Below are 24,440 nucleotides of genomic sequence, written 5' to 3'. Positions count from 1 at the left end.
CTTATTATGTATATAAAATAACTAGGGATTAATAATGCCAACTAGTCAACTAGAGGCACCATTTCAGAGAGAAACTGATTTGGTGCCTCTTTTCCGTTTAACTAAAGGTGCATTTGAAGTCTTAAAGGAGAGAGAAATATGAGTAAATTGGCAAATTCTATTGTAGATTTAGTAGGTCGTACACCAATCGTAAAATTAAACCACGCAACAGGAGAAAACGAAGGTACTGTTTGGGTAAAATTAGAGTTCTTTAATCCGGGAAGTTCAGTAAAAGATCGGATAGCTCTTGCTATGATTGAAGCAGCTGAAAAAGATGGTATTTTAAAACCAGGTGGTACAATTATCGAGCCAACATCAGGCAACACAGGTATTGGCTTAGCAATGGTTGCGGCGGCAAAAGGTTATCGAGCTATTTTAGTAATGCCTGAAACAATGAGTATTGAACGCCGTAAATTACTTCGCGCTTATGGAGCAGAGTTAGTATTAACACCTGGTTCTGAAGGAATGAAAGGTGCAATCGCGAAAGCAGAAAGCCTGGCAAAAGTAAACGGCTACTTCTTGCCACAACAATTCAATAACCCAGCAAATGCTGAAATACACCGTCTTACAACAGGCCCTGAAATTGTAGAAGCATTCGAAGGCTTAAAATTGGATGCATTTGTAGCAGGTATTGGTACAGGTGGTACGATTACTGGTGCAGGGGAAGTGTTAAAAGGAAAATACCCTGAAATTGAAATTATTGCAGTTGAACCAAAGGATTCTCCAGTACTATCTGGTGGCAAACCTGGATCACACAAAATTCAAGGTATCGGTGCTGGATTTGTACCAGAAGTGCTAAATACGGAAGTGTACACTTCAATCTTCACAGTTGAAAATGAAACAGCATTTGAAGTTGCTCGTAAAGTTGGGCGTGAAGAAGGTATTTTAGTAGGTATCTCTTCAGGTGCAGCCATCCACGCAGCAATTGAAACTGCAAAGCGTCTAGGTAAAGGGTCAAACGTATTAGCAATCGTTCCATCAAATGGTGAACGTTACTTATCTACGGCTCTATATCAATTTGATGAAATAGAAACAGAGATAGTAAAATAATTAATTTTAAAATATAGCTTGACCGATTAGTCAAACTAAAGGTCCCTATTTCTTTTTAATTAAAGAAGTAGGGACCTTATTTATTGGGGGAAAGTTGGAAATTAAGGAGAGGATATAGATGGTAAGAGGAGTATTGATAAATGGCAATCATAAGAAACAATCGCGTTTAAGCGGTGTTCATCAGTATATATTGGATTATTTCATGAAGGCACAGGTACATGTACAATCCATTTTCGTACATGATTTGCCTGCCGAAGACTTAATTAAAGCAAACTTTTCAAGCGAGGAAGTTAAGCATGCAAATTTGCTGGTGGCAGATGCGAATTTCATTATTATATTAACTCCGATTTATAAAGCATCTTTTTCAGGAATTTTGAAAACCTATCTCGATTTACTGCCCCAAAAGATATTAGTTGGGAAAAAGGTCATTCCTGTTGCAGTTGGAGGCTCTTTAGCACATTTGTTAGCTCTTGAATATACATTAAAACCAGTACTTTCGGTATTAGGTGCAACTGAAGTCTTTAATTCAGTTTATATTGTGGATAAGCAAATTGAAAGGTTAGAAGATGGCAGCTATCGTATTGAAGAGGAAGCATTAACGCGGTTAACAAACGAATTACAAGTTGTACTTTCTTCAAGAGCGTTCGTTTAATTTCTCGTTAATTTTAAAAGTTAATAGTTAAGGCTGACAATCACTTTTCATATTTTTTTAATAAAATAGCTGACTAGATTTCTAGAGGCTCTTAATTTCCATCTCACATGGTTTTAAGAGCTTTTTTGATAATAATTAATATTTTAGAAGGGATGAAGTCCATGACTAAAAAGCAAGAAAATATTCGACTAGTGTTAAGAAATATTGAGAACATGCTTACTTCCATGAATTATGGGTCAATCACCCTTGTTGTTCATGATGATCAAATTGTACAAATAGAAAAAAATGAAAAAATTCGTTTAAATAAGTAAGTATATTATGAATAAAAATTTAGCTCGACAAATAAAAATTGGTTAGGTAAAAATCCTAACCAATTTTTATATTAAACTAATTTAAATTAACTATATAAAAAGTGTAGACAACATAATATGATAATAATTCCCATAATACTAAGTATGATAGTTAAAATACTATGTCCTAAGTTCTTAAATATTATTGATAGGTTGAGTAGTACTTCTAAGCTCTTAAAATCTAAACATATATTTATTTTTTTAATTTTAAATCGATTATATCTACATTATCATTCCATTTTATAGTTGCTTTAATCTCTTGTTCTTCAGTTGTTAATGCACAGCCACTACAATTATGGCCTTTAATTTTTAACATACCATTTTCATCCAACGTACTTGTCCCCTCCACCATACTATCTAGAGAGTATTCAATCTTGTCAGGTATTGCTTCGCTTCCTGTATATTTAAAATTAGCAGTCGTTATTTCTCGTTCATTTTCTATAATTAAAACTTCGTAACTAACAGACCAATTTTCACTAACTCCTGAAAAAGTTAAAGTTTTATCTGAACATCCAATTAATAATACGCACATAGAGATTATCAAAAAAACTAAATAAATTCTTTTAATTGTCATTCAACAAACCTCCTTGTTCTTATATTTTATAACTTTATGAATTTTAAGAGTGTTTTAAAATGTATTTTTTTCATTGCAAAATTTGGCAAATAGATGTGACACTATAGACAACATTTTTTGTTCCCATATAGATTTGAGGGAGAGGAATTTGTACATAAAGATACCTTCATAAGAAAAACATAGATTTTTGCTATTATTGGAGAAAATCGTGATTTTCTAATATTATGGTTTATACTAAAAGAGAGAAAACTTGGGAAAAAACATAAAGTAACTTACAATAGGAGATAGGTAATGATTAAAATTGGTCTAACTGGATGGGGGGACCATCCAACTCTTTATAGTACGGCAACTTTAAGTCGAGATAAATTATTTGATTATAGCGGGCATTTCCCAATTGTAGAAGTTGATACTTCCTTTTATGCCATTCCTTCTGTCCAAAATGTTGAAAAGTGGTGCATCGAAACACCGTCAAACTTTCAATTTATTGTAAAAGCTTATCAAGGAATAACAGGTCATTTAAGAGGGGACCTACCCTTTGAATCTAGGAATGACATGATGAATGCGTTTAAGGAAAGTGTTGATGCATTCAAAAGAGCGGGAAAATTAGGCATGGTACTTGTTCAATTTCCCCCATGGTATGACTGTAGCTCTAAAAATATACAATATATTCGTTACATCAAGGAGCAGCTAAGTGATTTTCCCATAGCAATTGAGTTTCGAAATCAAACATGGTACAGCGATGCCATGAAAGAAAAGACGCTTCAATTTTTAAAGGAAAATGAATGTATCCACACTGTTTGTGATGAACCTCAGGCTGGTACTGGATCAATTCCTCTAGTTCCAATTGCAACATCAGATAAAGTCCTATTAAGAATACATGGACGCAACATTCATGGTTGGCGCAATGCAGGAAATAACTCGAATTGGCGCGAAGTGCGATTTTTATATGATTACAATGAAGAAGAACTTCAAGGTCTAGCAAGATGTATAGATGACCTTCAACAACAATGTAATGACGTATTTGTATTATTTAATAATAATTCCGGACATCATGCGGCTAATAATGCAAAACGATTACAGCAAATTTTAAAAATTGAATATAGCGGGTTATCACCAAAACAATTAGACATGTTTGAAGGAGATTTGTAATGGAGTTTTTTTTACTAGTAATTATTGCATTATGTGCGGGTGTTATCGGTTCGGTAGTTGGGCTTGGCGGGGGAGTTATTTTAGTACCAGCAACCTTATTTATCGGGAATAATCTCGGATATATCCCTAATATAACACCACAATCTGTTGTTGGATTATCCGTAATTATGATGATTTTTATTGGGCTGTCCTCAACACTTTCCTATATGAAATCCAAAACAGTAGATTATAAAAGTGGTTTAATTTTCTTTATTGGAAGTATACCAGGTACGATGGTAGGTGCATGGATTAATAAAGGACTAGATTTACCATCATTTAATTTATACTTTGGAATATGGTTAATTATCCTATCATTTATATTGCTTGTAAGAGATAAATTAAAACCAATTAGCTGGTTTGTGGATAATGGAATAAAGAGAGAATTTATCGAGCCTGATGGAACAAAACAAATTTACGGCTATCCTATTTGGTTTGCAATTTTACTTACATTTGTAGTAGGGCTCACTTCAGGGCTGTTTGGTATTGGTGGAGGTTCTTTATTAGTGCCAGCAATGCTATTATTATTTCAATTTCCACCACATGTTGCAGTGGCAACTTCGATGTTCATGGTATTTTTAACATCATTAGCAAATTCAGCAAGCCATATTTACTTAGGAAATGTTCCTTGGATTTATACTCTTCCAGTTATTATTGGAGCATATATTGGTGCGAAAATTGGTGCAGCATTAAATAAAAAAATGAAATCAGAAACGCTCGTAATAGCTTTAAGGATAATTTTATTATTACTGGGCATACGTTCGATTTTGGATGGTTTATTTTAACGAAAAATAATTGATTATTGAAAAGATGGTGAGCAGCATGCTTGAAACAATTCATATATTTCATACGAATGATGTACATAGTCATTTTGAATATTGGACAAGAATGCAAGCCTTTATAAAAAAGCAGCGTCTAGAATATGCAAAACTTGGTGAACCAAGCTTTTTATTTGATATCGGTGATCATCTTGACCGTTCAAATATTTATACAGAGGCAACACTCGGAAAGGGCAATGTTCAGCTTTTAAATGAAGCACAATATGATGTCGTAACTATAGGAAATAATGAAGGGATTACATTATCTTTTGAAGAATTGTACTCTTTATATGATGATGCAAATTTTGAAGTAGTCGCTGCAAATATAGAGCCTATAAAGGGAGACGCCCCAAAATGGTTAAAGCCATACACAATTTTAACAACAAAGTATGGAACAAATATTGGGGTTATTGGTGCTACTGCATTATTTGATGTATTTTATAATGAACTAAATTGGCGACTAACAGAGCCTAGAAAAGTGTTAAAAAAGCTTGCTGAACAATTGAAAGATGAAGTAGATATTGTTGTTTGTTTATCGCACTTAGGGATAACAGAGGATGAATTGTTAGCGAGTGAATGCAGCTCTATAGATGTTATTTTTGGCTCCCATACACACCATTTGCTTGATGAAGGAAAACTAGTCAATCATGTACTATTAACTGGTTGTGGCAAATTTGGCCAATATACAGGACATTTAACTTTGCAATTTGATCATGAATCGAAAAAAATCATCAAAAAAGAAGAAATGGTAATCGAAAATGCACTTCTTCCTGAAATTGAAGGAGAAGGGAAGTTTTTGGAGGAGATTTCGGAAACGGGGAAACAGCTTTTACAAACGCCAATATTTCAAACTGCAAAATATTATAATAAAGAATGGTTTCATTACTCTCAACTGTCAAAACTATTCGCACAATCTGTACTAGATTTCACTAATGCAGACTGCACGATGTTTAATGCAGGTATTTTACTCGATAGTTTAAAAAAAGGGACCATTACAAATTATGATATTCATAAAATTTTGCCGCATCCGATTAATCTTTGTGTAATTGAATTAACTGGTAGAGAGCTAAAGGAAGTTTATTTGCAAGCACAAAATGAAGAATGGCCGCTGTTTGAATTAAAAGGGTTAGGATTTAGAGGTTCTATATTTGGCAAAATGCTTACATATGAGTTCTCTGTTAACAATAAACGTGAACTAATTGTAAGAGGCGAAGCTGCTGATTTAAATAAAATATATCATTTAGCAACACTCGATATGTTTACATTCGGCTATTTTTTTCCGACATTTAAATACGCTAAGAAAAAATATTATTTACCAATGTTTTTAAGAGATATATTCATTGACTATGGGAAAAAAACCTTTAATTGACAATGAATGTGAAAATCTTTAATATTTTTACATTGGATATTTTTTATGGCTCGTTATTGAACTAGAATTGGGGTAACATCTATGCGTTTAATATCAATCAATGCACTAAAATCACAAATGGTAGTTGGAAAGACCATATGGAATGAGGCTGGACTTCCTTTATTGCAAAAAGATGTTGTCGTAACAGATGGAATCATTAGTAGATTAAAGGAATTAGGAATCCAGTATTTGTACATTGAAGACAAAATATCGGATGGAATTATTATTGAGGAATCTATTTTACCGGAAGTACGAACAAATGCTATTAAAAAAATAACTACTTCTTTTAATAAAGTAAAGGGCTTAAACAGCCAATCAGCATCTCTAGTTATAGATAAACAGTCAAAGGTTATCGGAGAGATTGTTGATGATTTGCTTACAACGATTGTAAAAAGCGACGAAGTTTTAACGGTATTAACTGATACATTAATTTATGACGAATATTTATATCAGCATTCATTTCAAGTAACATTATATTCAATTGCGATTGCAAAGGAATTAGGTTATTCTTCTGAAGATTTACGAGTAATTGGAATTGGTGCAATGCTGCATGATATCGGAAAACTAGTCATTCCACCAGATATTTTATTTAAAGAGGGAAGTTTAACGGACGATGAATATGAAGTAATAAAGCAGCATACCCGTTTTGGCTTCGATATTTTGCGTAATTTACATACTGTATCACTTCTTGTTGCACATTGTGCGTTTCAACATCACGAAAGGATTGATGGGAGTGGGTATCCTCGAGGAATATCAGGGGCCGAAATGCATCCATATGCGAAAATAATTGCTGTAGCTGATGTTTTTGATGCTGTAACCTCTAATCGTGTATATCGACAGAAAATGCTTCCATCTGAAGGAATAAAGATTATCGAATCTGGTAGCGGTACCATTTTTGATAAGCATATAGTTGATGCGTTTAAACGCAGTATTGTTCACTATCCGAACGGGACGATATTGTTATTGTCGGATGGCCGCCGCGGAATAGTAGCAAAGCAAAATTTACATAAACCTGAATTGCCATATATTCGAATATTCGAAGAAAATAATACGATATTAAACAGCCCATATACTATTAATTTAGTTGAGTACCCAGAAATCATTGTTGAAAAGGTAGAAGTAGATTATGTAGCTGATATCGAATAGGTTGCTCCTCTTGTTCATAAATTGGAACAGGAGGAGATTTTTTGTTTTACCGTCAACCAAGAAAAATGAAGTTTTATAAACGGAAAAGACGTAGGAAGTTAAATCGTTTTACATTATTTATTGCGAGCTTCGTCATTGCTGTTACGTTTTTTCTATATATTTTGAATGCTCGATTAATGCCAACGTATTTGGAATATGCAGAGGTACAAACCTTCAAGATTGCTTCTCATGTAGTAAGTAAAGCTATTAATGCTCGAACTTCGAGGGTTCTGGACATTAATGAGATTATTGAAGATTTACCGTCTGAATCGGATTACATGCTAACGACACGATTTAACACAGAAATTATTAATCAAGTTCGAGCCGAAACTGTTACTCTCGTAAAAGAACATTTAGAACTTGCAGAGCAAGGTGATTTGAGCCAATTACCGGATCTAGAAAATGTTGAATATGATGTGAGTGAGATACAAAAAGGGGATGGCATTGTATTTTTTGTACCGATAGCTCAGGCTCTTAATCTCCCTTTATTAGGAAACTTAGGCCCTCGTGTACCAATTCGCTTTCATATTATTGGAAACGTAGCTAGTGATGTTTCAAAATCAATTGAGGAATTTGGAATTAACAATGCAATGGTTGAAGTAAATATCGACCTTAAAGTGAATGTACAAATTATTATTCCATTTGCAAGCAAGCAATCAACAGTAGAACAGTCAATTCCGGTTGCTATTGGATTAGTAAGATCGCAAGTACCAAATATTTATACCAATGGCGGAGATGGAGCACAGCCATCGATAGAGGTGCCAGTTCCTTATGACGGACAATAGAATTTATTAATTGATAAACTAAATTAAGTAAGTTAGTTGTTTTCATTTGTAGGAATATGTTACATTGACATCAGTATGTATCTTAATAGGGGATGATATTAATGACAAGTAAACCTACTAGTGAAAAAGATGAAATTTTACGTAAACCTGAATGGTTGAAAATAAAATTAAATACAAATGACGAATATAAAGGCTTAAAAAAATTAATGCGCGAAAAAAACTTACATACTGTTTGTGAGGAAGCGCGCTGCCCAAATATTCACGAATGTTGGGGAGAAAGAAGAACTGCAACAATGATGATCCTTGGTGCTGTTTGTACACGTGCCTGTCGGTTTTGTGCTGTTAAAACAGGTTTACCAAACGAATTAGATTTAGCTGAACCAGAACGCGTTGCTGATTCAGTAGAAATTATGAATTTAAAACATGTTGTTATTACAATGGTTGCCCGTGATGATTTGAAAGATGGAGGGGCAGGGGTACTTGCAGAAACAGTAAAAGCAATTAGACGAAAAACACCTCAAACTTCTATAGAAGTACTGCCATCCGATCTTGGCGGCGTTGAAGAAAATTTAAAACTGGTAATGGATGCAAAGCCAGATATTTTAAACCATAATATTGAAACAGTTCGCCGTTTAACTCCAAGAGTTCGTGCGCGTGCAAAATATGACCGTTCATTGGAGTTTCTAAGAAGAGCTAAAGAGATGCAGCCAGAAATTCCAACTAAATCTTCATTAATGATTGGTTTAGGAGAAACATGGGATGAAATTTTAGAAGTAATGGATGACCTTAGAGCAAATAATGTTGATATTATGACAATCGGACAATATTTACAGCCAACTAAAAAACATTTGCCGGTGAAAAAATATTATACTCCTTTAGAGTTTGGAAAACTTCGAAAAATCGCAATGGAAAAAGGGTTTAAACATTGTGAGGCTGGACCATTAGTTCGAAGCAGTTATCATGCAGATGAACAAGTAAACGAAGCAACGAAAACAAGACAACTCCAAGCTGAAGCGAAATAAATAATTACTTCCTTTTTGACACAATGTAAATAGAATAGGAGGAGTTTCGATGATTATTGCAGAAGGCTATGCATACGAAATTATCGAAAATGTCCGAGATGGATTTGATGAGGAGGCATTTTTAGCACGCTATTCAGATATATTAGCTAAGTACGATTATATTGCAGGTGACTGGGGATATGGCCAGCTGCGATTAAAAGGTTTTTTTGACGATAAAAATCAAAAGGCGACTTTTGATACAAAAATTAGTACTTTTGAAGATTATTTATTTGAATATTGTAATTTTGGCTGTGCTTATTTTGTTCTTCGTAAGACTGGGAAAGCTCCAAAACACCTTGCATCGTCCGCAAGAATAGAAGGAGATTTACTCGAACAAGAGGCAGAAGAAATTGAGCAATAAAATAAAGGGCTGTACAGAAACTAAATTTCTGTACAGCCCTTCTGTTTTCCTAGAAGTAATCTTTTAATGTGATTGAAACTGTCCCCGTCCTCGGAAGGGTGTTCATTGGAGGTTACGATATATGTCATCACCCCAAAATAACTTTTTTGCCACTTACTTAGCTAAGCCAGTAATTCAGTCAAATATTCCCGTAAATCTTCAGCCTCTTCTTCAGTTTTGTTAAAGGCGAATTCTAGGTAGCCTGGCTCGTCTAGGTCATCTGGACCGATAATTGCAAATCGTCCAAACTGCATATCTAAAACAAGCACTTTTCCGAAAAATCGAGTTGATTGCATAATTGCTAAATCATAGCGCAGTTTTTTGCCAGTAAAGCTTACAAATCTCGTTTTTGTATCTTCAACATCATCATATAAGAAAAAACGCTCCATATTGTTTAGTACTCCTTCCAAATCTATATAATATGTTACTATAGAAAAGAAACGACTATCAACTTTTAAAGATTTGATTGGGGGATTTATCTATGTATTTTGTAGATCGAAATAAAATTAGCATCACGTTAAAGCATTTAGATGAGCTAGTAGCCATCTTCGAAAAAGAAGATAACTGGCTGAGAGATGATATCTCTAAATTAGCATTACAAAGAATTGGCCATAATGTAATGGAATCGATGATGGATGTAGGAAATTTAATTATCGATGGATTTATTATGCGTGATCCAGGAAGCTATGATGACATAATAGATATTTTGATTGACGAAAAGGTCGTTACAACAGAGATGGAAAAGCCATTAAAAGACGTTGTAGGCTTACGAAAAATGTTAGTTAGAGAATTTGTTCAAGTGGATAATGAACAGGTTTTAAACGTATTACAAGAGAGCTTACAGGCGATAAAGCAATTCCCGGATTTGGTAAGAAACTATTTAGAAAATGAGCTTGGACCTGTATCTGCTTTTTTACCGGAGAAAGAGTAATGAAACAGTATAGAGCATATTGTTTTGATTTAGATGGCACAGTATATCGCGGAAAAGACGGGATTGAATCTGCTGTTCGTTTCATTCACAAATTACAACAGCAAAATATTGATTATTTTTTAGTAACAAATAATGCTTCCAAAACACCGATGCAATTACAGGAGGCATTGCTGAACATTGGCTTGGAAGTTCCGACTAAGCGTATCTATACGAGTGCTTTAACTACGGCTAAATATGTGTCGCAGAATTATAGAGATGCAAAAATACACATGATTGGCTCAGATGGGCTGCGCTTTGCATTGGACGCGGAAGGTATTGAAATCGCTCATGAGGATGAACAGCCAGATGTAATCGTAATGGGAATTGATCGTACAATAAATTATGCGAAACTAGCAAAAGCCTCTATTGCAGTTCAGAATGGTGCTAAATTAATTGGAACGAATGAAGATATCAAGTTCCCATCGGAGTTCGGTTTATTGCCTGGCAATGGCTCGTTTGTGCGGCTAGTAGCAAATGTTGCATCTGCAGAGCCAATTTTTATCGGCAAACCGTCACCAGTTATGCTTGAAGTTATACAAGATGAGTATGGCTTTACAAAAGAAGAAATGGTTATGATTGGGGACAATTATGATACGGATATTCTCTGTGGTATTCGTTTTGGCTGTGATACAATTCATGTTAATACAGGGGTTGTGAGTACCGAAGCTGTCCTTCAAAAAGATTTGAAACCTACATACTGTGTTGAGGATTTAAGTGAATTCTAATCTTCATTCAGTGGAAGCTTTCCGCTTCAAAATTGGAGAGATTAATGGGTAAAATAATAACCGCGTACTTCAATAGTACGCGGAATTTTTTATGAAGGAGCTAAATCGAATACCCATTTAATTTAGAATAGTGGGTTTTCTTCAATATATTGATAAATTTTTTTCGTTAGCTCTTCAGGTGTATCTGCTTCTACGATATCCCCATTTACAAGTGCATAGAAGGTTTGATCACAAACTGTACAATAGCTTAAACAGCCATATTCAAGAACATCAATATTCGGATCTTTTTCTAAAATTTCATAAGTTTCTTGAGCACCTTTTGCTAAATTACTTATACAAAACTCAACTAATGGATTCAAGGGCTGTCACCTCACTCAATGACATGCTACTCTGTTTTGGAAGTTTCGTCAATGGAATCGAATTTTTGTGAAATAATTCACAAAAAGTTTCATTAACATATTGTGAAACATCTCACAATAAGTTATACTCTCTATGTACAAATTGTGAACATTTTTGCATATGCAAAATAGAGAATGATGTAGGGGAGTATTTTATGAGAAAACTAGTATTACTAGGTGGAGGTTATGGAAATATGCGAATCTTACTTCGCTTATTGCCAAATAACTTTCCAGAAGACATTATGATAACATTAATTGACCGCACACCTTTTCATAGTTTGAAAACAGAATTCTATGCTCTAGCAGCAGGTACGACAACTGATAAAAAAGTACGTGTTAGCTTTCCAGAAAACCCTCGATTAGAAATGGTATATGGAGAGATTACTAAAATTGATCGCAAAGAAAAATCTGTCATTTTAGAAGATGGTCAAGTAATTCCATATGATGATTTAGTCATCGGATTGGGTTGTGAAGATGATTACCACGGTGTTCCAGGAGCAGAAGAAAACAGCTATAGCATCCAAACGATTGCAAAATCACGTACTACATTTGAAAAATTATGCGGTTTACCACCAGGATCTGTAGTTGGTATTGTCGGAGCAGGTTTAAGTGGTATTGAGCTAGCAAGTGAACTGCGTGAAAGTCGCTCGGATTTAAAAATAAAATTATTTGACCGTTCAGATCGAATTTTACGTGCATTCCCAGAGAAACTAAGCAAATACGTAAAAGACTGGTTTGTAAAAAACAATGTAGATGTAATTGCTGAATCAAATATCACAAAGGTAGAGCCTACGCGTTTATATAACCACGAAGAAGTAATTGAAGTTGATGCAGTTGTATGGACAGCTGGCGTACGTCCTGTAAAAATTGTTCGTGAAATGGATGCAGAAAAAGATAAAAAAGGCCGCCCACTCGTTAACCAGTATTTCCAATTAATTGATGACGAAAATGTGTTTGTAGTTGGTGACTGTGCTTCTTCTGATTTACCAGCAAGTGCCCAACTGGCAGAAGAACAAGGAGAACGCATCGTAAAAGTATTGAAACATCGTTGGAACAATGAAGCACTTCCTGAAAAAATGCCAGAAATTAAGCTAAAAGGTTTCATGGGTTCTCTTGGCAAGAAGCAAGGTTTTGTACATTTAGCAGATACAACAGTAACAGGCCGAATCGCACGTTTGATGAAATCTGGTCTATTATGGATGTATAAACGACAAAACGATTCTCAATAACAGCTTATAATCATCAATTACTGAACATAATAAGAAAGAGGGCGGCTGAAAAGTCTGCCCTCTTTACAACTGTCACTAAGGTCTTCGTCGCAGAGGAATTGCGATGAGGATGGAAATACAGTAGGAATAAAATACTTATTCAGTAGAAGTAAATCCTAATTTCTCCAACGTGGAGAAAATTGGTTGAATTTGTATATAACCTTCACCAATTACTTCATTATTGATTAATACAAGTGGGTAGAAAAATTCATCATTATTAATACGCTCAGCCCACTCTTTATCGCGTTCACTGTCAAGAGGTTGTTCAATATCTATATAACGAATGGAAAATGATTGGTTTGGAAATTTTCGACTGATAGCAGCCTGCAGCCATTCGTATGTATCTTTTGATGATGGTGCATTGACACAGCTTGCGCAAATAACATCAGCACCAAAAACTTCTATTATGGGATTATTTTCTTTCATAGATTAACAACCTTTCATAACGGAATAATGGATTTTTTCGTTTCTTCACATTATAATAATTTTAATGAAAGGAGTCGAGAGAAATGACAGATTTAGAACAAAAAGAACAAGTGCAAGAAGTTTTAGATAAATTACGTCCGTTTTTACTTCGAGATGGAGGGGACTGTGAATTAGTAGATGTAGAAGACGGTATTGTTCGTTTACGCCTATTAGGCGCATGCGGAAGCTGCCCAAGTTCTACAATTACTTTAAAAGCAGGTATTGAACGTGCCCTTTTAGAAGAAGTTCCAGGCATTGTTGAAGTTGAACAAGTATTTTAATGAATAAAAAAACTAACGTTTACAACTAGATTGTAAACGTTAGTTTTTTGTTAATTGTGAAGTGTTTTGCAACACTCATTAAGTGCGGACGTTGTCAGATGAAGATAAAATTTTTTAATCATATAGCCGATCTTTCTTTTTCTCGTTGTTCTCGGACTAATTGCCATTGCTCTTTGGCAAGATCAACTAGTTTTGCTTCTCCTCCATCAATACGTTGACTTTCTATCACTTTTGAGAAGAAGCGAGTTGCATCATCCAAATCTCCAATGCGTCTTGAAAGCTCTGCAATCATATACATAATTCGTGTATCTGACATTTGAGTACCTTTATAATCTTCAGTTGAAAATGATTCAATATATTGATCTCGTGCAATTTTTATAAACCGGTTTTCTTGTTCTTCATTTTTTAGACTTCTATATAACCAACCAATGCGCAATGCAAGGCCTGCAAGTGAAACTGCTTTTTCTTTTTTTAACATACCACTCACAAATGCTAATTTATAGGACTCAATCGCCTGATCAATGGTGCGTTCACCATTAAAACTGCGTGGAACCCATTTTTTCGTAATTTGCTCTTCAATAACCTCTCGAGTACCAGGTGCAAAGTATTTTGAAAAGTCCTCTGTAAATGAAAAACCACAATGTTCACATACGAATATATTATAGAATAAAGCATTGACGTTCGAATCAGAATAAATAGGGCAGAAATCTGTATCTGTATGATCTACTTTTATGGACTTAGAACGAACTTTGTACGTTGGAAACGTTTTTTTGCAACAGAGACAGTCTACTTTTTTCTCATAATACGGAGATACTTCCATACAATTTGCCCCCTTTCAGATAAATTTTATAAGACTATTATAGCAATTATTTTGATGAATTGACTGATTAAAATTTACTGTTTATAAAATATTTATAATAAATGATGGATACTTGCAATAATATTAAGGCAGGTGCACAAAGCTTTCTTTTTGTAAATGTCCTTGGTATCATATTAATTAGAAGGAAGGTGAATGGGATGACAAGTGAAAAACAAGTAATAGTGTTAACGGAAGCAGCAGCATTTCGTGTTAAGGAAATGCAGCAACATAATGAAGAAGAAGGTTCATTTTTACGTGTCGCTGTACATGGCGGAGGTTGCAGTGGATTATCATATGGCATGAATTTTGATCAAAATCAAAATGAAGATGATTTTATAGATGAACAATACGGTTTAAAAATTCTTGTTTCCCGTGAAGATGCACCAATCTTAATGGGAACGAAAATTGATTATAAGCAATCATTAATGGGCGGAGGCTTTACCATCGACAATCCAAACGCCATCGCATCTTGCGGCTGTGGAACGTCTTTCAGAACGGCTAAAGTTGAAGGTACGCCAGAGGTTTGTGAGTAAATATGTTAGCGGACAACTAGACGGTCATGCTTACGTATTTACCTCGTAAACGTGTTAGTCGGTTATTCTCGGACATTTGAATATTAACGCTAAACAGCGCTTTCTTACGTATTGAAATAACGATACGGAAGGGAGCGCTTTTTTCATGTCCGAACGTTCAATAAAACAACGTAGAGCTAAAGTAGCAAATCGAGAAAACGAATCGTCATACACCGTTCATAAAATCGGTCTTACTGACGCTTGGAACTATTTTATAACGGCTAAAGTAGGCGAAGGTATCCGTAAAAGAACTCAAGATGACTATTCTAGTACTTGGCGATATTTTACTGAATGGTTATTCGAAGCAGGATATAAGGTGCGGTATGTAAACGAGGTAACTTCGACTATGTGTCGTGAATATATCCGTTATTTAACGGAAGAAGCACCGAGGTATAAAAATCATAAATATATGGACGGTGATTACGGAAAAGGATTAGCTACTGCAACGATTAATATGCGGATTAGAAACCTAAAAGTCGCCTTTAATTTCTGGAGAGCAGAGAATATGGTTCGTATTAATCCGATGGATAATATCAAATGTCAAAAAGACGATATTGACAAAATCGAATCATTTACGGACGAGCAGATAGAGGCTTTATTAAACGCATGTGATCAACGGACTTACGTTGGATTCCGTGATTATGTATTCCAAATATGCTTACTTGATACTGGAATGCGTATGAACGAATTGCTTTCAATCACTCCCGAATCAATCGATGTTAAAACACGATGTATTCATTTAGGGGCGGAGTTTAATAAGAATCGTCGATATCGAGTTGTACCAATCTCGCAAGAAACTTTAAAACTTCTATTCGAATTAATAGACGAGAATAAACAACATTTTCCGCAGGCTAAACGGATTTTTTTATCTTGTTACGGTGAAGAAGTGCGTGATACTCAGATGAATAAACGTTTGAAGTATTATGGAGATATAACTGGAGTAGGTAAGGAGATACGAAGTACGGCGCATACCTGGCGACATACGTTTGCAAGGAATTTTATATTAAATGGCGGTGATCCATATACGCTTATGCGTATTTTGGGCCATTCCAGCATTCATATGACACGTAGATATGTACAAATGACAGATGGTGATGTAAGAATCAAACATTTAGAGTATTCACCGCTAAGAAAATTGAAAAAGAAGATTCGTTAAAAAATAGAAAAAGCCGCCGGTACTACGAATACCGACGACTAGACAACATATACACTCGCAGATAAAAATACGAGACCAATCGCAAATTAAATACGAGTTCCAATGCGTTTATTATATCGCGAAAAAAGCGATATGGCAAACGTCTAGTTTCCTATTGTCTTTTTTAGGAAAAACTCACGTCGAGCAGCCGTTAAGCGACGTTAAAAAACACGTCAAGTGTGCCGAGCTATCGCAATAAATTCGGATAGGACAGCTTATAAGCGTCGCCGTATGTGCGCTTGTTGTCCGAATGGTGTTAGCGACCATTAATGGCTAGGAGAGGAAGGTCTGAACGCTTACGGGCGTTGTAGGACGCGTCACACATTGCAATAATGCAAGAACTATCGGGGGCAGAAGTAGATTAGTAGACGTGTTGAGTCGAAAGATTCGCGATAACATACGGCATACGATACGGATTCCTCAAATGATGGATTCATGGACGTTTGCAATCGCCTAGCTTACATGACTGATAATACGTTAATATACGTTTTGTCAGCGTGTAGGCAGACGAATTGCGCCGAGCCGTTGTCCTCAATTCCGGCTTCATGTTGTGATAAAACTAAAAAATTGTCAACTAATTGAAGTTAAAACTGAAAAATATTAGAAATCATATTTCTTTATTAACTCGTAAGCAATTGGATAAAATAATATAGCAAAATCCGCTATTTCTTTATTATTTAAAAACCCCTTTGCAATTGAGATTATTTTTAGAAAGTTTTCCCCTAAAAATGATATTGCAAAGTCTAATTCCTCTAACTCCTTTTTGAAAAGATCATAATCACTAGCATATAAACGGCATATAGAAATTCTTCCTAAATGGTTAAATATCATACCTAATGCACTTGATAGTGAAGCAATACTGCCTGGGAAATTTATTTCGCAAATCTCTTCTCTAACTGTATCACGAAGCTTTAATATATATTCTAAAAGTGTAGTATTTCCGAAGATTGTTTCAATAGGTTGTGTTAAGGAAAAAGTTACGTTATCATTTACATCCCTTGCACCTAATAGTTTTAATAATTCAATCTGTGAAGCATGGTATTCTGTATATCCACGATTGGCAAAATAAACATCAGGGTTTTTAGCTGAAAAAGTAATTACATCATACATATGTGTAAACTCATGGAATAATATATATTCCATATTTTTATTTATAATATTAGGACCAACTATTAGTGAATGTTTATCAGTTTGTACATTATAATTATGTGATGCAGTAATTTTGGTTTCGTCTATTACTAATTGAAATGTAGGCATTTTCTCTATTAACATAAATTTTTTATATGAAGTTAGTTTTTGATTAATATAACTTTCGATGATTGGAATTCTATTGTTCATTAGTATCAACCTCTATCCAGTTAAATTTATATAATATAAATATTAACATAAATATCCATTATCAATAAGAGAGTATTTCTTGGTCTTTTTTATATTTGATTAAACGCCAACGACCCGTAAAAATTACCGGTTGTCGAGCGTTTATTACTTTACTCGGATATAAAAAAAAACGCCATGCCCTAATAAAGTAGCAATAGCGCCTCTTTTTTACTCCCATTCGCTAGGTAATCGCTGAATATTTTCATCAGCAAAACGTTCGTTAACGATAATATCGACGACATTATTGAAACTACTTTCGTCATAGCGAACTTCTGCTGGTAATCCCCATTCAGCTAGCACATCGTCCTTACTTACGTTTTCTTTTAATTCAAGTTGTACTTTCACTAATTTACCCTTTTCAAAGACTGCAGACGCATAGTAAAACGTTTCGCCTTCCAAGTAATTCATGTACGCAGCTGTTACGGTAGTACCGTCTTTAAATTCGAATTTCCCTTGCGGATATTGGTCCATGTCTGAATCGAGTTTATAGCGCTCGTTTGCGGTTGCTTCGTCGATAGGCGTTGTTTCGTTGACAGCCGCTTCTTCTGTTTGAGATTCATCTTCTAAGACTATTTGAGGCTTTTCTTCAATTACTGGTTCGTCATCTTCTGTCGGCTGTGCATCGATGGTTACTGTTTGTTCTTCTGATGCAGGTGTGTTAAATTGTTGGGATTGACAACCACTAATGACGAAAATTCCAGCGATTATACATCCGAAGAAGTATAAGTTCAAATGTTTCATATACTATTACCACCTTTACCATAATTTAACACAATAATATATGAAACTATTTCAGCAGTCAAAAGTGTAGAAAAAATAAAAAAGCCCAAATTAAAAGGGCTACGCTTTGTCATCATCTATATCCACTAACTCTATAATCTCGGTAATATCATCAATTCCTAACGTTTCCGCGATCCTTTCAATATGTCCAAAATTAATATTTCTTCTTTTTCCGTTACTTAATTCACTTAGTGCTGCGTGTCTTATATCGCACTTCTCCGCTAGTTTTCTCAATGAACCAACCTTATACTCTTTTATCAGATAATCGATTTTAACTACTACTCGTTTAGCCATTAAAAATTCCTCCCATTTTCCACTTGACGTTACGCATAAGCGTACCATATAATAATATCAGAAGTGGTACTCGTATACGTACCAAATATTAAAAAAGGAGGCCTAAATATGAAACAAATAGCACTAACGATTAAAAAGCGGAATATAGCACGCGAATTAACAAAGGGATATATTCAATTATTAACGCAAGCTGCGGAAAAGGTAGACGGATATTTTTTCGATGATAGTGAAGAATCAGACGAGATACGACCGTACTTCTACGGAGCAATTATTTTCGGCTTAACGGTAACTCTACTAATCTATTTAACGGTTAATTAAACGGTATTCTTACGCGTGGTGAGGTACACGCTACAATGAGGCAGAGGCCAAGAAATAGCGGGGGCAGGCGGACGGATTCCGCTTGTCCAACGACACCAGGAACGGTTGCAAGCGTTCAGATTAACAACAGTCTATTTAGATTACTCGTGTGAGACAGAGCGGACGGAAAAAATAAAGATAGTAGAATGATAGAGGGGCGGTCATCCGGCACATGATCGTGGACGGGAAATAAAAAAGCCAACGTTTTGGCGGACGTTGGTGGACGGTATTCTTGCAAGTGCTGTTCATGCGTAGCGGTTAAGCGCGCGATTGACCGTGAAGCATCTTGTTATAAGCGTTGTGCATTGCCGTGCATGGCGTAAGGTTGAGGCTACGTTGCAGCGTAGTCTTAACCATATTTTACGATAAATATAAATTAATGTAAAGCGAACTTTTGGCGGAGTTTGCTACGGATGCAAGGCGTTTAGTAGCGCTTTGCCTTTTTTTAATACCGCAATTTTATTAAAGTTCACAGTTTTGTCACAATTATTTGACCGAAATAGTCCAGATCGTTCTATTTTTTCGGGATTTATAAGTAGGGGGATAAATTTATCGAGATACCGACCGAAATTGAGATTTTGTGTATATAAGTTTAGTAGGAGAAGTTTTTCAGACCAGCTGTTACAAATCAGAATGTTTTAGTCCACTTATTAAAGTATGAGAGGTAATTCGGTCGAGCAATCGGCGTTGACATAGATAATAATTCAAAACGGGAGGACTTTATATGGAAACAAAGTGCATTTTGAGTTTGAGTGTCGCACGCACATTACTTTCGCAAGGTTGCAAGTTAGTAGACGTAGACACATCGAGCAAAAGGGCGGGAAAGTTGGTTTTCGTATTCGAACGGAACGAATTTTTCGACCAAAGACTAGCAGAGTTATCAAAGGTAGAGGAGCGATGAAATGGCTAAACGACAGAAAAAGAACGACAAAACTATCCAAAAACTTAACGAACTGTATATTACTACCCGCAAAAAGTACATCAAGCAAAAAGGTGATCAATACTCGACGTTTAATAGGTTCGAACATTCTAACGCCCTTACTCTAAGCGACTGGATGCTCCAACTTCATTTAGACGGCGAGGAGACCTACGGAGTTTTTAACGGAAACACTGTCAATAAGTTTATAACCTTTGACGTAGATTATGCGGATGATCAACCGATGGCGAAATGGGCGACACTTAAATTAATAGACGTACTAGAATCGGAGTTTAATATACGCTCACATGATATTCATGTTTCATTCAGCGGAAATAAAGGTTATCACATCGATTTATTCTTCGACGAGCCAATCAAAGCCGACGATGCCATCGCATTTTATCAACGAGTTATCGCAACAGCAGACTTGCCGAGCAATAAAGTTGAATTTCGTCCAACGTACAGACAAGCGGTAAAGCTACCGTTAGGAATACACCAAAAGACGGGTGCGCGTTGTTGGTTTGTGGATCGCTATACACTAGAGCCTATCGAATCCCTGGACTATTTAGACGCTGTGGAGCCGATGGACCACTCGCTAATATTAGACGCCCTTATCGACTTAACGGCTGAACAGGAAGCGGAATTTAAGGAAATCAAAGAGCGTACTAACGTCAATGTGACCGTTGTATCAGAGTCGCAAGCGTTCGAAAAAGTAACAGAAATATTAACGGCCGGACAATTATTGCGAAGTAATACCCGGCATGAAACGACCGTATTACTTGCTGCTTTTTGCAACTCGCAAGGCTACGACCAAGACGATGCTGTAGGAATCATTATGGAAACGTTATGGAATACGCCACGCGAATATTTCAGTAAGAATAGTACACCGGAGTTATGGCAAAGCGAGGCAGAAAGAATCGTTAAATACGCATACGAACGTAATTATCAGCTAGGAAATGCGGACATGCCTATCACGATTTATAGGTCGGAAATACTCGCCGTTCTAAATGTCGGTACCTTCCGCCAAAAGCAATTAGCTTATGCGATGTTAGTCACATCAAAGCGCTACGGCTCAACGTTTTATCTAACGATGAATACCGCAATGCGAATGATCGGCGCATCTAAGCCGACGGTCTCAAGCGCAATTAAAAAGCTAGTGGAAGTCGGATTTATCGAATATGTACGGAAGCGCGAGATAGATAAAGGACGCAGCCGAGAATTAGGACGACCGCTATATAAGCCGAATCGATACCGAATTTTGATTGAAAAACCGAAAGCGAACGAGCAAAGCGTTGAGGTATTGCCGGCTGATAATCTCGTCGACGTTGCACTTCTGCTTTGTGATTCTGCGGAGATAAAAGGAACGGTCGGTAGACGAGAGTTCAATAACCGTTGGTCTCGTTAATAGCCGTTATACCATCCTAAAGTAATATATATAGTTATTAGGTTAAAAAACGTACATTTAAGGAGAGGTTAGATGACTACAAAAACGACAAAACAAACAACAAAAACGGCAAACGCTTCGCAAGTAGAAAAAGATATAAGAGCCTTTTGGTTCGAACATTATCCAAAAAGAAAAAGCTACTCCGACGATAAACGAATCTTGTTGGCGCAAGAGTTCATTGACGAGCAGCTAGAGCTATGGGGAGTTTACGCGTACAGTTTACCAGACATCAGCGTATATCATCCCGCTTATTACAAAACGACAAGTTTTAGAAAAACTAATATATACGATATTTTAGGGGATTTTATCGCAGCAGTCAATGATACAGATTTGGAGAAGTATAAGCCTTATCCGTCGTATACGGAAGAACAGGAATACCACCGTCGTAAGAGTAGACAGAAACGTGAGGTGAATTTCCATGAGTTAGACGATGACGAGGAACAACAACCACCGAACACGATTTCATACGATGACCTTGCAGAACAACAAGTGCTACCGACTATCAAATATCACGTCACGGTCGAGCAAATTACGGAAGTTATTGACAACTTGAAAGCAGATCCATTTAATGAGGCGAAATATTTACAGTCAATATATGGCGGTAATGCCCGTGAGATTGTACGGAAGATAAAAGGCTTGAAGAAAGAGAATATAAAAGTTTGCAAGATGTGTAACGAACCTTTCTACGCACGTGATAAGCGTTTGGAGGTATGTGACTTAACGGTGAAATATATCCCGGTTAAGGCTGGTGATAGTATATGTTATGTCGCAACAAAATACAGCCCTTGTTGGCATCAACGAAATGCTGAAAAAACTAGAAAAAATAAGGGTAAAACCCCTATAAAAGTCAATATTTAGCGATACCTAATTTCCAACTAATTAGAGCCGGTGAAATAGCTAATCATCGGCTTTTTCTTTTACCAATACTCAAACAAATCATCACTAACTATAACAATTTAAAACAAGGAGTTGATCACAATGCAAAACAACCTAGTACGTGATATGCGAATGGCTCACGGTTTAACAGTTCGAGAATTCGCAAAGCGAATCGGAGTTACACCTGCAACCGTTACAAGTGCTGAAAACGCGGAATTTATCACTCAAAAACTAAAAGCGAAGGTGATGTTGGTATTTGACTTGGATGACACGTTTTTTGATTTCGTAGAACAACGTAAGCGATTAGAAAAATACGAGTATGAAATGGAGGCTATTAATGGCACGCAGGATTAACGCAGCGGACAGATTAAAACATGATGATAGCTGGCTTAAATCAGTACAAGACGTAATAACAAAGCAAACGCACGAAGTAAAAATATTCGTAGACGTTAAACGAACTACAGTCGTAACGATACAGTACGACAATTTAAAAGAAGTTATTACGATTTGTGACGAATACGACGATTGTACGAAGGCTAAAGCGTTCTATGAGTCATTTAGAGCGTTTGTTGACGAGTTACCTCACGGTATTAATTTAAAGGTAATTTCGACGAACGTAGGTTATCTAATTAACGAAATTTTAATGGACAAGCGGCCTAATGCGGCTAGAATGCGTAAGTCACTTGAACAAAAAGGTATCAAACTAATTAATGAGAAAAGGGAGAAATGGAAATGACAATGGAAAAATTATCTCAATTATTAAATGAAGGACATCAAATCAAATCAAAATTTTCAGTGCAATTAGCGACTGAATTAAAAGAAGTTTACGCTACAGAAAGTGCTAAGATATATGCTGACCGTGATTTATCTCCGCATGGTGTAAAGTCAAAACTTGAAGTATTACAAAAAGAACTCGCTAAAGATGTTATGAAAGAAGTGCAAAAGCAAAAAGCGGAATATATAAAGAAAGCTGAAGAAGCAACTCAATTAGCGAAGAAATTAAAAACAGATGCCATTAAGCCACCTTCAAACGAAGTTGATGTGAAACTATTTGAAAAAGAATTAACGCAGTTACAAACATCAATCATGCTTAACTCAAATCCCGAGACAGCAATTCAAGCGATTAATGCGTTTCAGCAAAAATATGACGAGCCTTACTATGCTTCGAAATTACAAGAGGTATTTCCATCATTAATCCAATCGGTAACTACAATCGACCCTAACCCGATTCATCGAACGTCATTAAGTCGAGTCTATGATCGAGTTGTTGAAAAAGCAACTACACCGGAAGTCGTAAAAGCGGACGAAGTATTATCGTACTTTGCGGACGGTGAAAATGTTAAGTTATTCCGTGAAGGCTTACCAGCCACTAATACAATTAAGGCGGCTATCGGTAGTATTACAAGTCACATTAATACTCCGGATATTGCGTTAGGCATCTTAAATGGCGAAGTACAAACATTTGCAGGAATGGAAGGTACAAATGTAATGAAACAAGAACAACCATCGGCGGAGTAAAATCCGCCTTTTTTAATTCAAAATAAAAATTGGAGGCGATATTATGGCGAGTTATACGCCGAATTTAGATTTATTAAAGAAAGACCCGGTAGCTGATGCGGGTGATACGTTTAATATTAAGACGATGATGAACGATAACTGGGATAAAATTGATGGTGGTTTTGGGGCGTTACAAACGGAAGTTAACGGACATTTAGCAGAGTTAGTGACTGACGCAGAAGGTGCTCATGGGTTGAAAGTAGAGTCAGGAAATTTCACGCCAGTTTTACTAGGGGAAACGATAACAGGCAATCCAACTTATACTACACAATCAGGTGAATATTACAAAATAGGGAACTTGGTTTATGTCAATATAAATATTACGATTTCTAATAAAGGCGGACTACTCGGTAATGTGTCTGTCTCTGGCCTACCATTCTTTAGTAAAGGCGCAAATAAGTCATTCTCATTAAGTCATATAGCTGGAATTATTTTTGGAGATAAAAAGCAACTTATATTCACTACAAACTATGAATCCGACAGAGGAACTTTTTATTTTTTATCAGATGGTGGTTATTGGACAACCTTGCAAGATACCGAAGTAACTAATAATGCAGAAATTAATTTAACAGGAACATATATTACAAATTAGGAGGAAT

Annotated in this window: 32 protein-coding genes; 24 read left to right on the top strand and 8 right to left on the bottom strand. The window is 35.9% G+C overall.

Features of this window, described 5'->3' with window-relative positions; all coding sequences use genetic code 11:
* The first annotated feature begins 138 nt into the window (after positions 1-138).
* The 3 genes from cysK to MKY04_RS16320 all read left to right on the top strand — a co-directional run bounded on the left by cysK (position 139) and on the right by MKY04_RS16320 (position 2,052).
* Positions 139-1,089, top strand: a complete 951-nt coding sequence (gene cysK / locus MKY04_RS16330) for a cysteine synthase A (protein WP_126294268.1) — start codon at positions 139-141, stop codon at positions 1,087-1,089.
* A 118-nt stretch (positions 1,090-1,207) separates the two neighbouring features.
* The gene (ssuE, locus tag MKY04_RS16325; RefSeq protein ID WP_126294267.1) at positions 1,208-1,741 is read left to right on the top strand and encodes an NADPH-dependent FMN reductase; all 534 of its coding nucleotides are present in this window, start codon (positions 1,208-1,210) and stop codon (positions 1,739-1,741) included.
* Between the two features lie 161 nt (positions 1,742-1,902).
* Positions 1,903-2,052: a YezD family protein gene (locus tag MKY04_RS16320; protein ID WP_126294266.1), complete on the top strand. Its 150-nt coding sequence runs from the start codon at positions 1,903-1,905 to the stop codon at positions 2,050-2,052.
* Between the two features lie 232 nt (positions 2,053-2,284).
* Here MKY04_RS16320 and MKY04_RS16315 read toward each other — a convergent pair whose 3' ends face one another.
* Positions 2,285-2,665, bottom strand: a complete 381-nt coding sequence (locus MKY04_RS16315; RefSeq protein ID WP_126294265.1) for a hypothetical protein — start codon at positions 2,663-2,665, stop codon at positions 2,285-2,287.
* A 291-nt stretch (positions 2,666-2,956) separates the two neighbouring features.
* Between MKY04_RS16315 and MKY04_RS16310 the strand changes: the two genes are divergently transcribed.
* The 7 genes from MKY04_RS16310 to MKY04_RS16280 all read left to right on the top strand — a co-directional run bounded on the left by MKY04_RS16310 (position 2,957) and on the right by MKY04_RS16280 (position 9,468).
* A complete protein-coding gene (locus MKY04_RS16310; RefSeq protein ID WP_126294264.1) occupies positions 2,957-3,814 on the top strand; it encodes a DUF72 domain-containing protein in 858 nt (285 codons plus the stop codon).
* The gene (locus MKY04_RS16305) at positions 3,814-4,635 is read left to right on the top strand and encodes a sulfite exporter TauE/SafE family protein (protein ID WP_126294263.1); all 822 of its coding nucleotides are present in this window, start codon (positions 3,814-3,816) and stop codon (positions 4,633-4,635) included. Before MKY04_RS16310 ends, MKY04_RS16305 begins: the two co-directional genes overlap by 1 nt.
* A gap of 37 nt (positions 4,636-4,672) precedes the next feature.
* Positions 4,673-6,037 carry a bifunctional UDP-sugar hydrolase/5'-nucleotidase gene (locus MKY04_RS16300; protein ID WP_346234742.1) on the top strand — a complete coding sequence of 455 codons (1,365 nt, stop codon included), beginning with the start codon at positions 4,673-4,675 and terminating at the stop codon, positions 6,035-6,037.
* Between the two features lie 81 nt (positions 6,038-6,118).
* Positions 6,119-7,222: an HD-GYP domain-containing protein gene (locus MKY04_RS16295; protein ID WP_346234741.1), complete on the top strand. Its 1,104-nt coding sequence runs from the start codon at positions 6,119-6,121 to the stop codon at positions 7,220-7,222.
* Between the two features lie 41 nt (positions 7,223-7,263).
* Positions 7,264-8,046, top strand: a complete 783-nt coding sequence (gene yunB / locus MKY04_RS16290) for a sporulation protein YunB (protein ID WP_126294260.1) — start codon at positions 7,264-7,266, stop codon at positions 8,044-8,046.
* 101 nt (positions 8,047-8,147) lie between these two features.
* Complete coding sequence (gene lipA, locus MKY04_RS16285) at positions 8,148-9,068, top strand: lipoyl synthase (protein ID WP_126294259.1); 921 nt, start codon at positions 8,148-8,150, stop codon at positions 9,066-9,068.
* A 49-nt stretch (positions 9,069-9,117) separates the two neighbouring features.
* Entirely contained in the window at positions 9,118-9,468 is a 351-nt protein-coding gene (locus MKY04_RS16280; protein WP_126294258.1) for a YutD family protein, read from the top strand.
* A 161-nt stretch (positions 9,469-9,629) separates the two neighbouring features.
* Here MKY04_RS16280 and MKY04_RS16275 read toward each other — a convergent pair whose 3' ends face one another.
* On the bottom strand, positions 9,630-9,896 hold the full coding sequence (locus MKY04_RS16275; protein ID WP_126294257.1) for a DUF3055 domain-containing protein: 267 nt from the start codon (positions 9,894-9,896) through the stop codon (positions 9,630-9,632).
* 92 nt (positions 9,897-9,988) lie between these two features.
* On the opposite strand from MKY04_RS16275, the gene MKY04_RS16270 reads away from it, so the two are divergent.
* Complete coding sequence (locus MKY04_RS16270) at positions 9,989-10,438, top strand: DUF86 domain-containing protein (RefSeq protein WP_346234740.1); 450 nt, start codon at positions 9,989-9,991, stop codon at positions 10,436-10,438.
* Positions 10,438-11,202 (top strand): TIGR01457 family HAD-type hydrolase, encoded by a 765-nt coding sequence (locus MKY04_RS16265; RefSeq protein ID WP_126294255.1) that lies wholly within the window; start codon positions 10,438-10,440, stop codon positions 11,200-11,202. The genes MKY04_RS16270 and MKY04_RS16265 overlap by 1 nt, the downstream gene beginning before the upstream one ends.
* 122 nt (positions 11,203-11,324) lie before the next feature.
* Here the strand turns inward: MKY04_RS16265 and MKY04_RS16260 are convergent, their stop codons facing one another.
* On the bottom strand, positions 11,325-11,561 hold the full coding sequence (locus MKY04_RS16260) for a YuzB family protein (protein ID WP_126294254.1): 237 nt from the start codon (positions 11,559-11,561) through the stop codon (positions 11,325-11,327).
* 194 nt (positions 11,562-11,755) lie between these two features.
* Here MKY04_RS16260 and MKY04_RS16255 point away from each other — a divergent pair, with 194 nt between their 5' ends.
* A complete protein-coding gene (locus MKY04_RS16255; protein ID WP_126294253.1) occupies positions 11,756-12,829 on the top strand; it encodes an NAD(P)/FAD-dependent oxidoreductase in 1,074 nt (357 codons plus the stop codon).
* Positions 12,830-12,964: 135 nt separating this feature from the next.
* Here MKY04_RS16255 and MKY04_RS16250 read toward each other — a convergent pair whose 3' ends face one another.
* Positions 12,965-13,294 (bottom strand): YuzD family protein, encoded by a 330-nt coding sequence (locus tag MKY04_RS16250; RefSeq protein WP_126294252.1) that lies wholly within the window; start codon positions 13,292-13,294, stop codon positions 12,965-12,967.
* An 83-nt stretch (positions 13,295-13,377) separates the two neighbouring features.
* Here MKY04_RS16250 and MKY04_RS16245 point away from each other — a divergent pair, with 83 nt between their 5' ends.
* Complete coding sequence (locus MKY04_RS16245) at positions 13,378-13,614, top strand: NifU family protein (protein ID WP_126294251.1); 237 nt, start codon at positions 13,378-13,380, stop codon at positions 13,612-13,614.
* Positions 13,615-13,732: 118 nt separating this feature from the next.
* On the opposite strand, the gene MKY04_RS16240 is transcribed toward MKY04_RS16245, so the two are convergent.
* Positions 13,733-14,434, bottom strand: coding sequence for a DUF2225 domain-containing protein (locus tag MKY04_RS16240; protein WP_346234739.1), 702 nt, complete (start codon positions 14,432-14,434; stop codon positions 13,733-13,735).
* A gap of 197 nt (positions 14,435-14,631) precedes the next feature.
* Here MKY04_RS16240 and MKY04_RS16235 point away from each other — a divergent pair, with 197 nt between their 5' ends.
* Both MKY04_RS16235 and MKY04_RS16230 read left to right on the top strand, forming a co-directional pair.
* Entirely contained in the window at positions 14,632-15,006 is a 375-nt protein-coding gene (locus MKY04_RS16235) for an iron-sulfur cluster assembly accessory protein (protein ID WP_346234738.1), read from the top strand.
* 145 nt (positions 15,007-15,151) lie between these two features.
* Positions 15,152-16,201: a site-specific integrase gene (locus MKY04_RS16230; RefSeq protein ID WP_346234737.1), complete on the top strand. Its 1,050-nt coding sequence runs from the start codon at positions 15,152-15,154 to the stop codon at positions 16,199-16,201.
* 639 nt (positions 16,202-16,840) lie between these two features.
* Here MKY04_RS16230 and MKY04_RS16225 read toward each other — a convergent pair.
* From MKY04_RS16225 to MKY04_RS16215, 3 genes are all read right to left on the bottom strand, one after another.
* Positions 16,841-17,578, bottom strand: coding sequence for a hypothetical protein (locus MKY04_RS16225; RefSeq protein ID WP_346234736.1), 738 nt, complete (start codon positions 17,576-17,578; stop codon positions 16,841-16,843).
* A 207-nt stretch (positions 17,579-17,785) separates the two neighbouring features.
* Positions 17,786-18,358, bottom strand: a complete 573-nt coding sequence (locus MKY04_RS16220; protein WP_346234735.1) for a hypothetical protein — start codon at positions 18,356-18,358, stop codon at positions 17,786-17,788.
* Between the two features lie 99 nt (positions 18,359-18,457).
* A complete protein-coding gene (locus tag MKY04_RS16215; protein ID WP_346234734.1) occupies positions 18,458-18,691 on the bottom strand; it encodes a helix-turn-helix transcriptional regulator in 234 nt (77 codons plus the stop codon).
* A 108-nt stretch (positions 18,692-18,799) separates the two neighbouring features.
* Between MKY04_RS16215 and MKY04_RS16210 the strand changes: the two genes are divergently transcribed.
* The 8 genes from MKY04_RS16210 to MKY04_RS16180 all read left to right on the top strand — a co-directional run bounded on the left by MKY04_RS16210 (position 18,800) and on the right by MKY04_RS16180 (position 24,433).
* A complete protein-coding gene (locus tag MKY04_RS16210) occupies positions 18,800-19,009 on the top strand; it encodes a hypothetical protein (RefSeq protein ID WP_346234733.1) in 210 nt (69 codons plus the stop codon).
* A gap of 763 nt (positions 19,010-19,772) precedes the next feature.
* The gene (locus MKY04_RS22290; RefSeq protein ID WP_428833885.1) at positions 19,773-19,949 is read left to right on the top strand and encodes a DUF5659 domain-containing protein; all 177 of its coding nucleotides are present in this window, start codon (positions 19,773-19,775) and stop codon (positions 19,947-19,949) included.
* 1 nt (position 19,950) lies between these two features.
* Positions 19,951-21,369: a TOTE conflict system archaeo-eukaryotic primase domain-containing protein gene (locus MKY04_RS16205; protein WP_346234732.1), complete on the top strand. Its 1,419-nt coding sequence runs from the start codon at positions 19,951-19,953 to the stop codon at positions 21,367-21,369.
* A 72-nt stretch (positions 21,370-21,441) separates the two neighbouring features.
* Positions 21,442-22,266 carry a hypothetical protein gene (locus MKY04_RS16200; protein ID WP_346234731.1) on the top strand — a complete coding sequence of 275 codons (825 nt, stop codon included), beginning with the start codon at positions 21,442-21,444 and terminating at the stop codon, positions 22,264-22,266.
* 120 nt (positions 22,267-22,386) lie between these two features.
* Positions 22,387-22,638, top strand: coding sequence for a helix-turn-helix transcriptional regulator (locus tag MKY04_RS16195; RefSeq protein ID WP_346234730.1), 252 nt, complete (start codon positions 22,387-22,389; stop codon positions 22,636-22,638).
* The gene (locus MKY04_RS16190; protein ID WP_346234729.1) at positions 22,622-23,020 is read left to right on the top strand and encodes a hypothetical protein; all 399 of its coding nucleotides are present in this window, start codon (positions 22,622-22,624) and stop codon (positions 23,018-23,020) included. Before MKY04_RS16195 ends, MKY04_RS16190 begins: the two co-directional genes overlap by 17 nt.
* Positions 23,017-23,802 (top strand): hypothetical protein, encoded by a 786-nt coding sequence (locus tag MKY04_RS16185; RefSeq protein ID WP_346234728.1) that lies wholly within the window; start codon positions 23,017-23,019, stop codon positions 23,800-23,802. The genes MKY04_RS16190 and MKY04_RS16185 overlap by 4 nt, the downstream gene beginning before the upstream one ends.
* A 43-nt stretch (positions 23,803-23,845) precedes the next feature.
* Entirely contained in the window at positions 23,846-24,433 is a 588-nt protein-coding gene (locus MKY04_RS16180) for a hypothetical protein (RefSeq protein ID WP_346234727.1), read from the top strand.
* Positions 24,434-24,440: the final 7 nt, after the last annotated feature.

It is taken from the genome of Lysinibacillus telephonicus (genome assembly GCF_039654155.1).
In the GTDB taxonomy this organism is placed as follows: Bacteria; Bacillota; Bacilli; order Bacillales_A; family Planococcaceae; genus Ureibacillus; species Ureibacillus telephonicus.
The sequence above is the reverse complement of the archived record's forward strand: the minus strand, read 5'-3'. Positions and strand labels throughout refer to the sequence as shown.

Excerpts from the sequence above, each read along its gene's own strand:
- MKY04_RS16300 (WP_346234742.1), top strand. The coding sequence starts at position 4,673 with ATGCTTGAAACAATTCATATATTTCATACGAATGATGTACATAGTCAT.
- MKY04_RS16250 (WP_126294252.1), bottom strand. The coding sequence starts at position 13,294 with ATGAAAGAAAATAATCCCATAATAGAAGTTTTTGGTGCTGATGTTATT.
- MKY04_RS16235 (WP_346234738.1), top strand. The coding sequence starts at position 14,632 with ATGACAAGTGAAAAACAAGTAATAGTGTTAACGGAAGCAGCAGCATTT.
- ssuE (WP_126294267.1), top strand. The coding sequence starts at position 1,208 with ATGGTAAGAGGAGTATTGATAAATGGCAATCATAAGAAACAATCGCGT.
- MKY04_RS16245 (WP_126294251.1), top strand. The coding sequence starts at position 13,378 with ATGACAGATTTAGAACAAAAAGAACAAGTGCAAGAAGTTTTAGATAAA.
- MKY04_RS16310 (WP_126294264.1), top strand. The coding sequence starts at position 2,957 with ATGATTAAAATTGGTCTAACTGGATGGGGGGACCATCCAACTCTTTAT.
- MKY04_RS16200 (WP_346234731.1), top strand. The coding sequence starts at position 21,442 with ATGACTACAAAAACGACAAAACAAACAACAAAAACGGCAAACGCTTCG.
- MKY04_RS22290 (WP_428833885.1), top strand. The coding sequence starts at position 19,773 with ATGGAAACAAAGTGCATTTTGAGTTTGAGTGTCGCACGCACATTACTT.
- MKY04_RS16275 (WP_126294257.1), bottom strand. The coding sequence starts at position 9,896 with ATGGAGCGTTTTTTCTTATATGATGATGTTGAAGATACAAAAACGAGA.
- MKY04_RS16180 (WP_346234727.1), top strand. The coding sequence starts at position 23,846 with ATGGCGAGTTATACGCCGAATTTAGATTTATTAAAGAAAGACCCGGTA.
- MKY04_RS16265 (WP_126294255.1), top strand. The coding sequence starts at position 10,438 with ATGAAACAGTATAGAGCATATTGTTTTGATTTAGATGGCACAGTATAT.
- MKY04_RS16210 (WP_346234733.1), top strand. The coding sequence starts at position 18,800 with ATGAAACAAATAGCACTAACGATTAAAAAGCGGAATATAGCACGCGAA.
- MKY04_RS16270 (WP_346234740.1), top strand. The coding sequence starts at position 9,989 with ATGTATTTTGTAGATCGAAATAAAATTAGCATCACGTTAAAGCATTTA.
- MKY04_RS16190 (WP_346234729.1), top strand. The coding sequence starts at position 22,622 with ATGGCACGCAGGATTAACGCAGCGGACAGATTAAAACATGATGATAGC.
- MKY04_RS16215 (WP_346234734.1), bottom strand. The coding sequence starts at position 18,691 with ATGGCTAAACGAGTAGTAGTTAAAATCGATTATCTGATAAAAGAGTAT.
- MKY04_RS16185 (WP_346234728.1), top strand. The coding sequence starts at position 23,017 with ATGACAATGGAAAAATTATCTCAATTATTAAATGAAGGACATCAAATC.
- MKY04_RS16315 (WP_126294265.1), bottom strand. The coding sequence starts at position 2,665 with ATGACAATTAAAAGAATTTATTTAGTTTTTTTGATAATCTCTATGTGC.
- lipA (WP_126294259.1), top strand. The coding sequence starts at position 8,148 with ATGACAAGTAAACCTACTAGTGAAAAAGATGAAATTTTACGTAAACCT.
- MKY04_RS16305 (WP_126294263.1), top strand. The coding sequence starts at position 3,814 with ATGGAGTTTTTTTTACTAGTAATTATTGCATTATGTGCGGGTGTTATC.
- MKY04_RS16280 (WP_126294258.1), top strand. The coding sequence starts at position 9,118 with ATGATTATTGCAGAAGGCTATGCATACGAAATTATCGAAAATGTCCGA.
- MKY04_RS16220 (WP_346234735.1), bottom strand. The coding sequence starts at position 18,358 with ATGAAACATTTGAACTTATACTTCTTCGGATGTATAATCGCTGGAATT.
- MKY04_RS16205 (WP_346234732.1), top strand. The coding sequence starts at position 19,951 with ATGGCTAAACGACAGAAAAAGAACGACAAAACTATCCAAAAACTTAAC.
- MKY04_RS16225 (WP_346234736.1), bottom strand. The coding sequence starts at position 17,578 with ATGAACAATAGAATTCCAATCATCGAAAGTTATATTAATCAAAAACTA.
- MKY04_RS16255 (WP_126294253.1), top strand. The coding sequence starts at position 11,756 with ATGAGAAAACTAGTATTACTAGGTGGAGGTTATGGAAATATGCGAATC.
- cysK (WP_126294268.1), top strand. The coding sequence starts at position 139 with ATGAGTAAATTGGCAAATTCTATTGTAGATTTAGTAGGTCGTACACCA.
- MKY04_RS16230 (WP_346234737.1), top strand. The coding sequence starts at position 15,152 with ATGTCCGAACGTTCAATAAAACAACGTAGAGCTAAAGTAGCAAATCGA.
- MKY04_RS16295 (WP_346234741.1), top strand. The coding sequence starts at position 6,119 with ATGCGTTTAATATCAATCAATGCACTAAAATCACAAATGGTAGTTGGA.
- MKY04_RS16320 (WP_126294266.1), top strand. The coding sequence starts at position 1,903 with ATGACTAAAAAGCAAGAAAATATTCGACTAGTGTTAAGAAATATTGAG.
- MKY04_RS16195 (WP_346234730.1), top strand. The coding sequence starts at position 22,387 with ATGCAAAACAACCTAGTACGTGATATGCGAATGGCTCACGGTTTAACA.
- MKY04_RS16240 (WP_346234739.1), bottom strand. The coding sequence starts at position 14,434 with ATGGAAGTATCTCCGTATTATGAGAAAAAAGTAGACTGTCTCTGTTGC.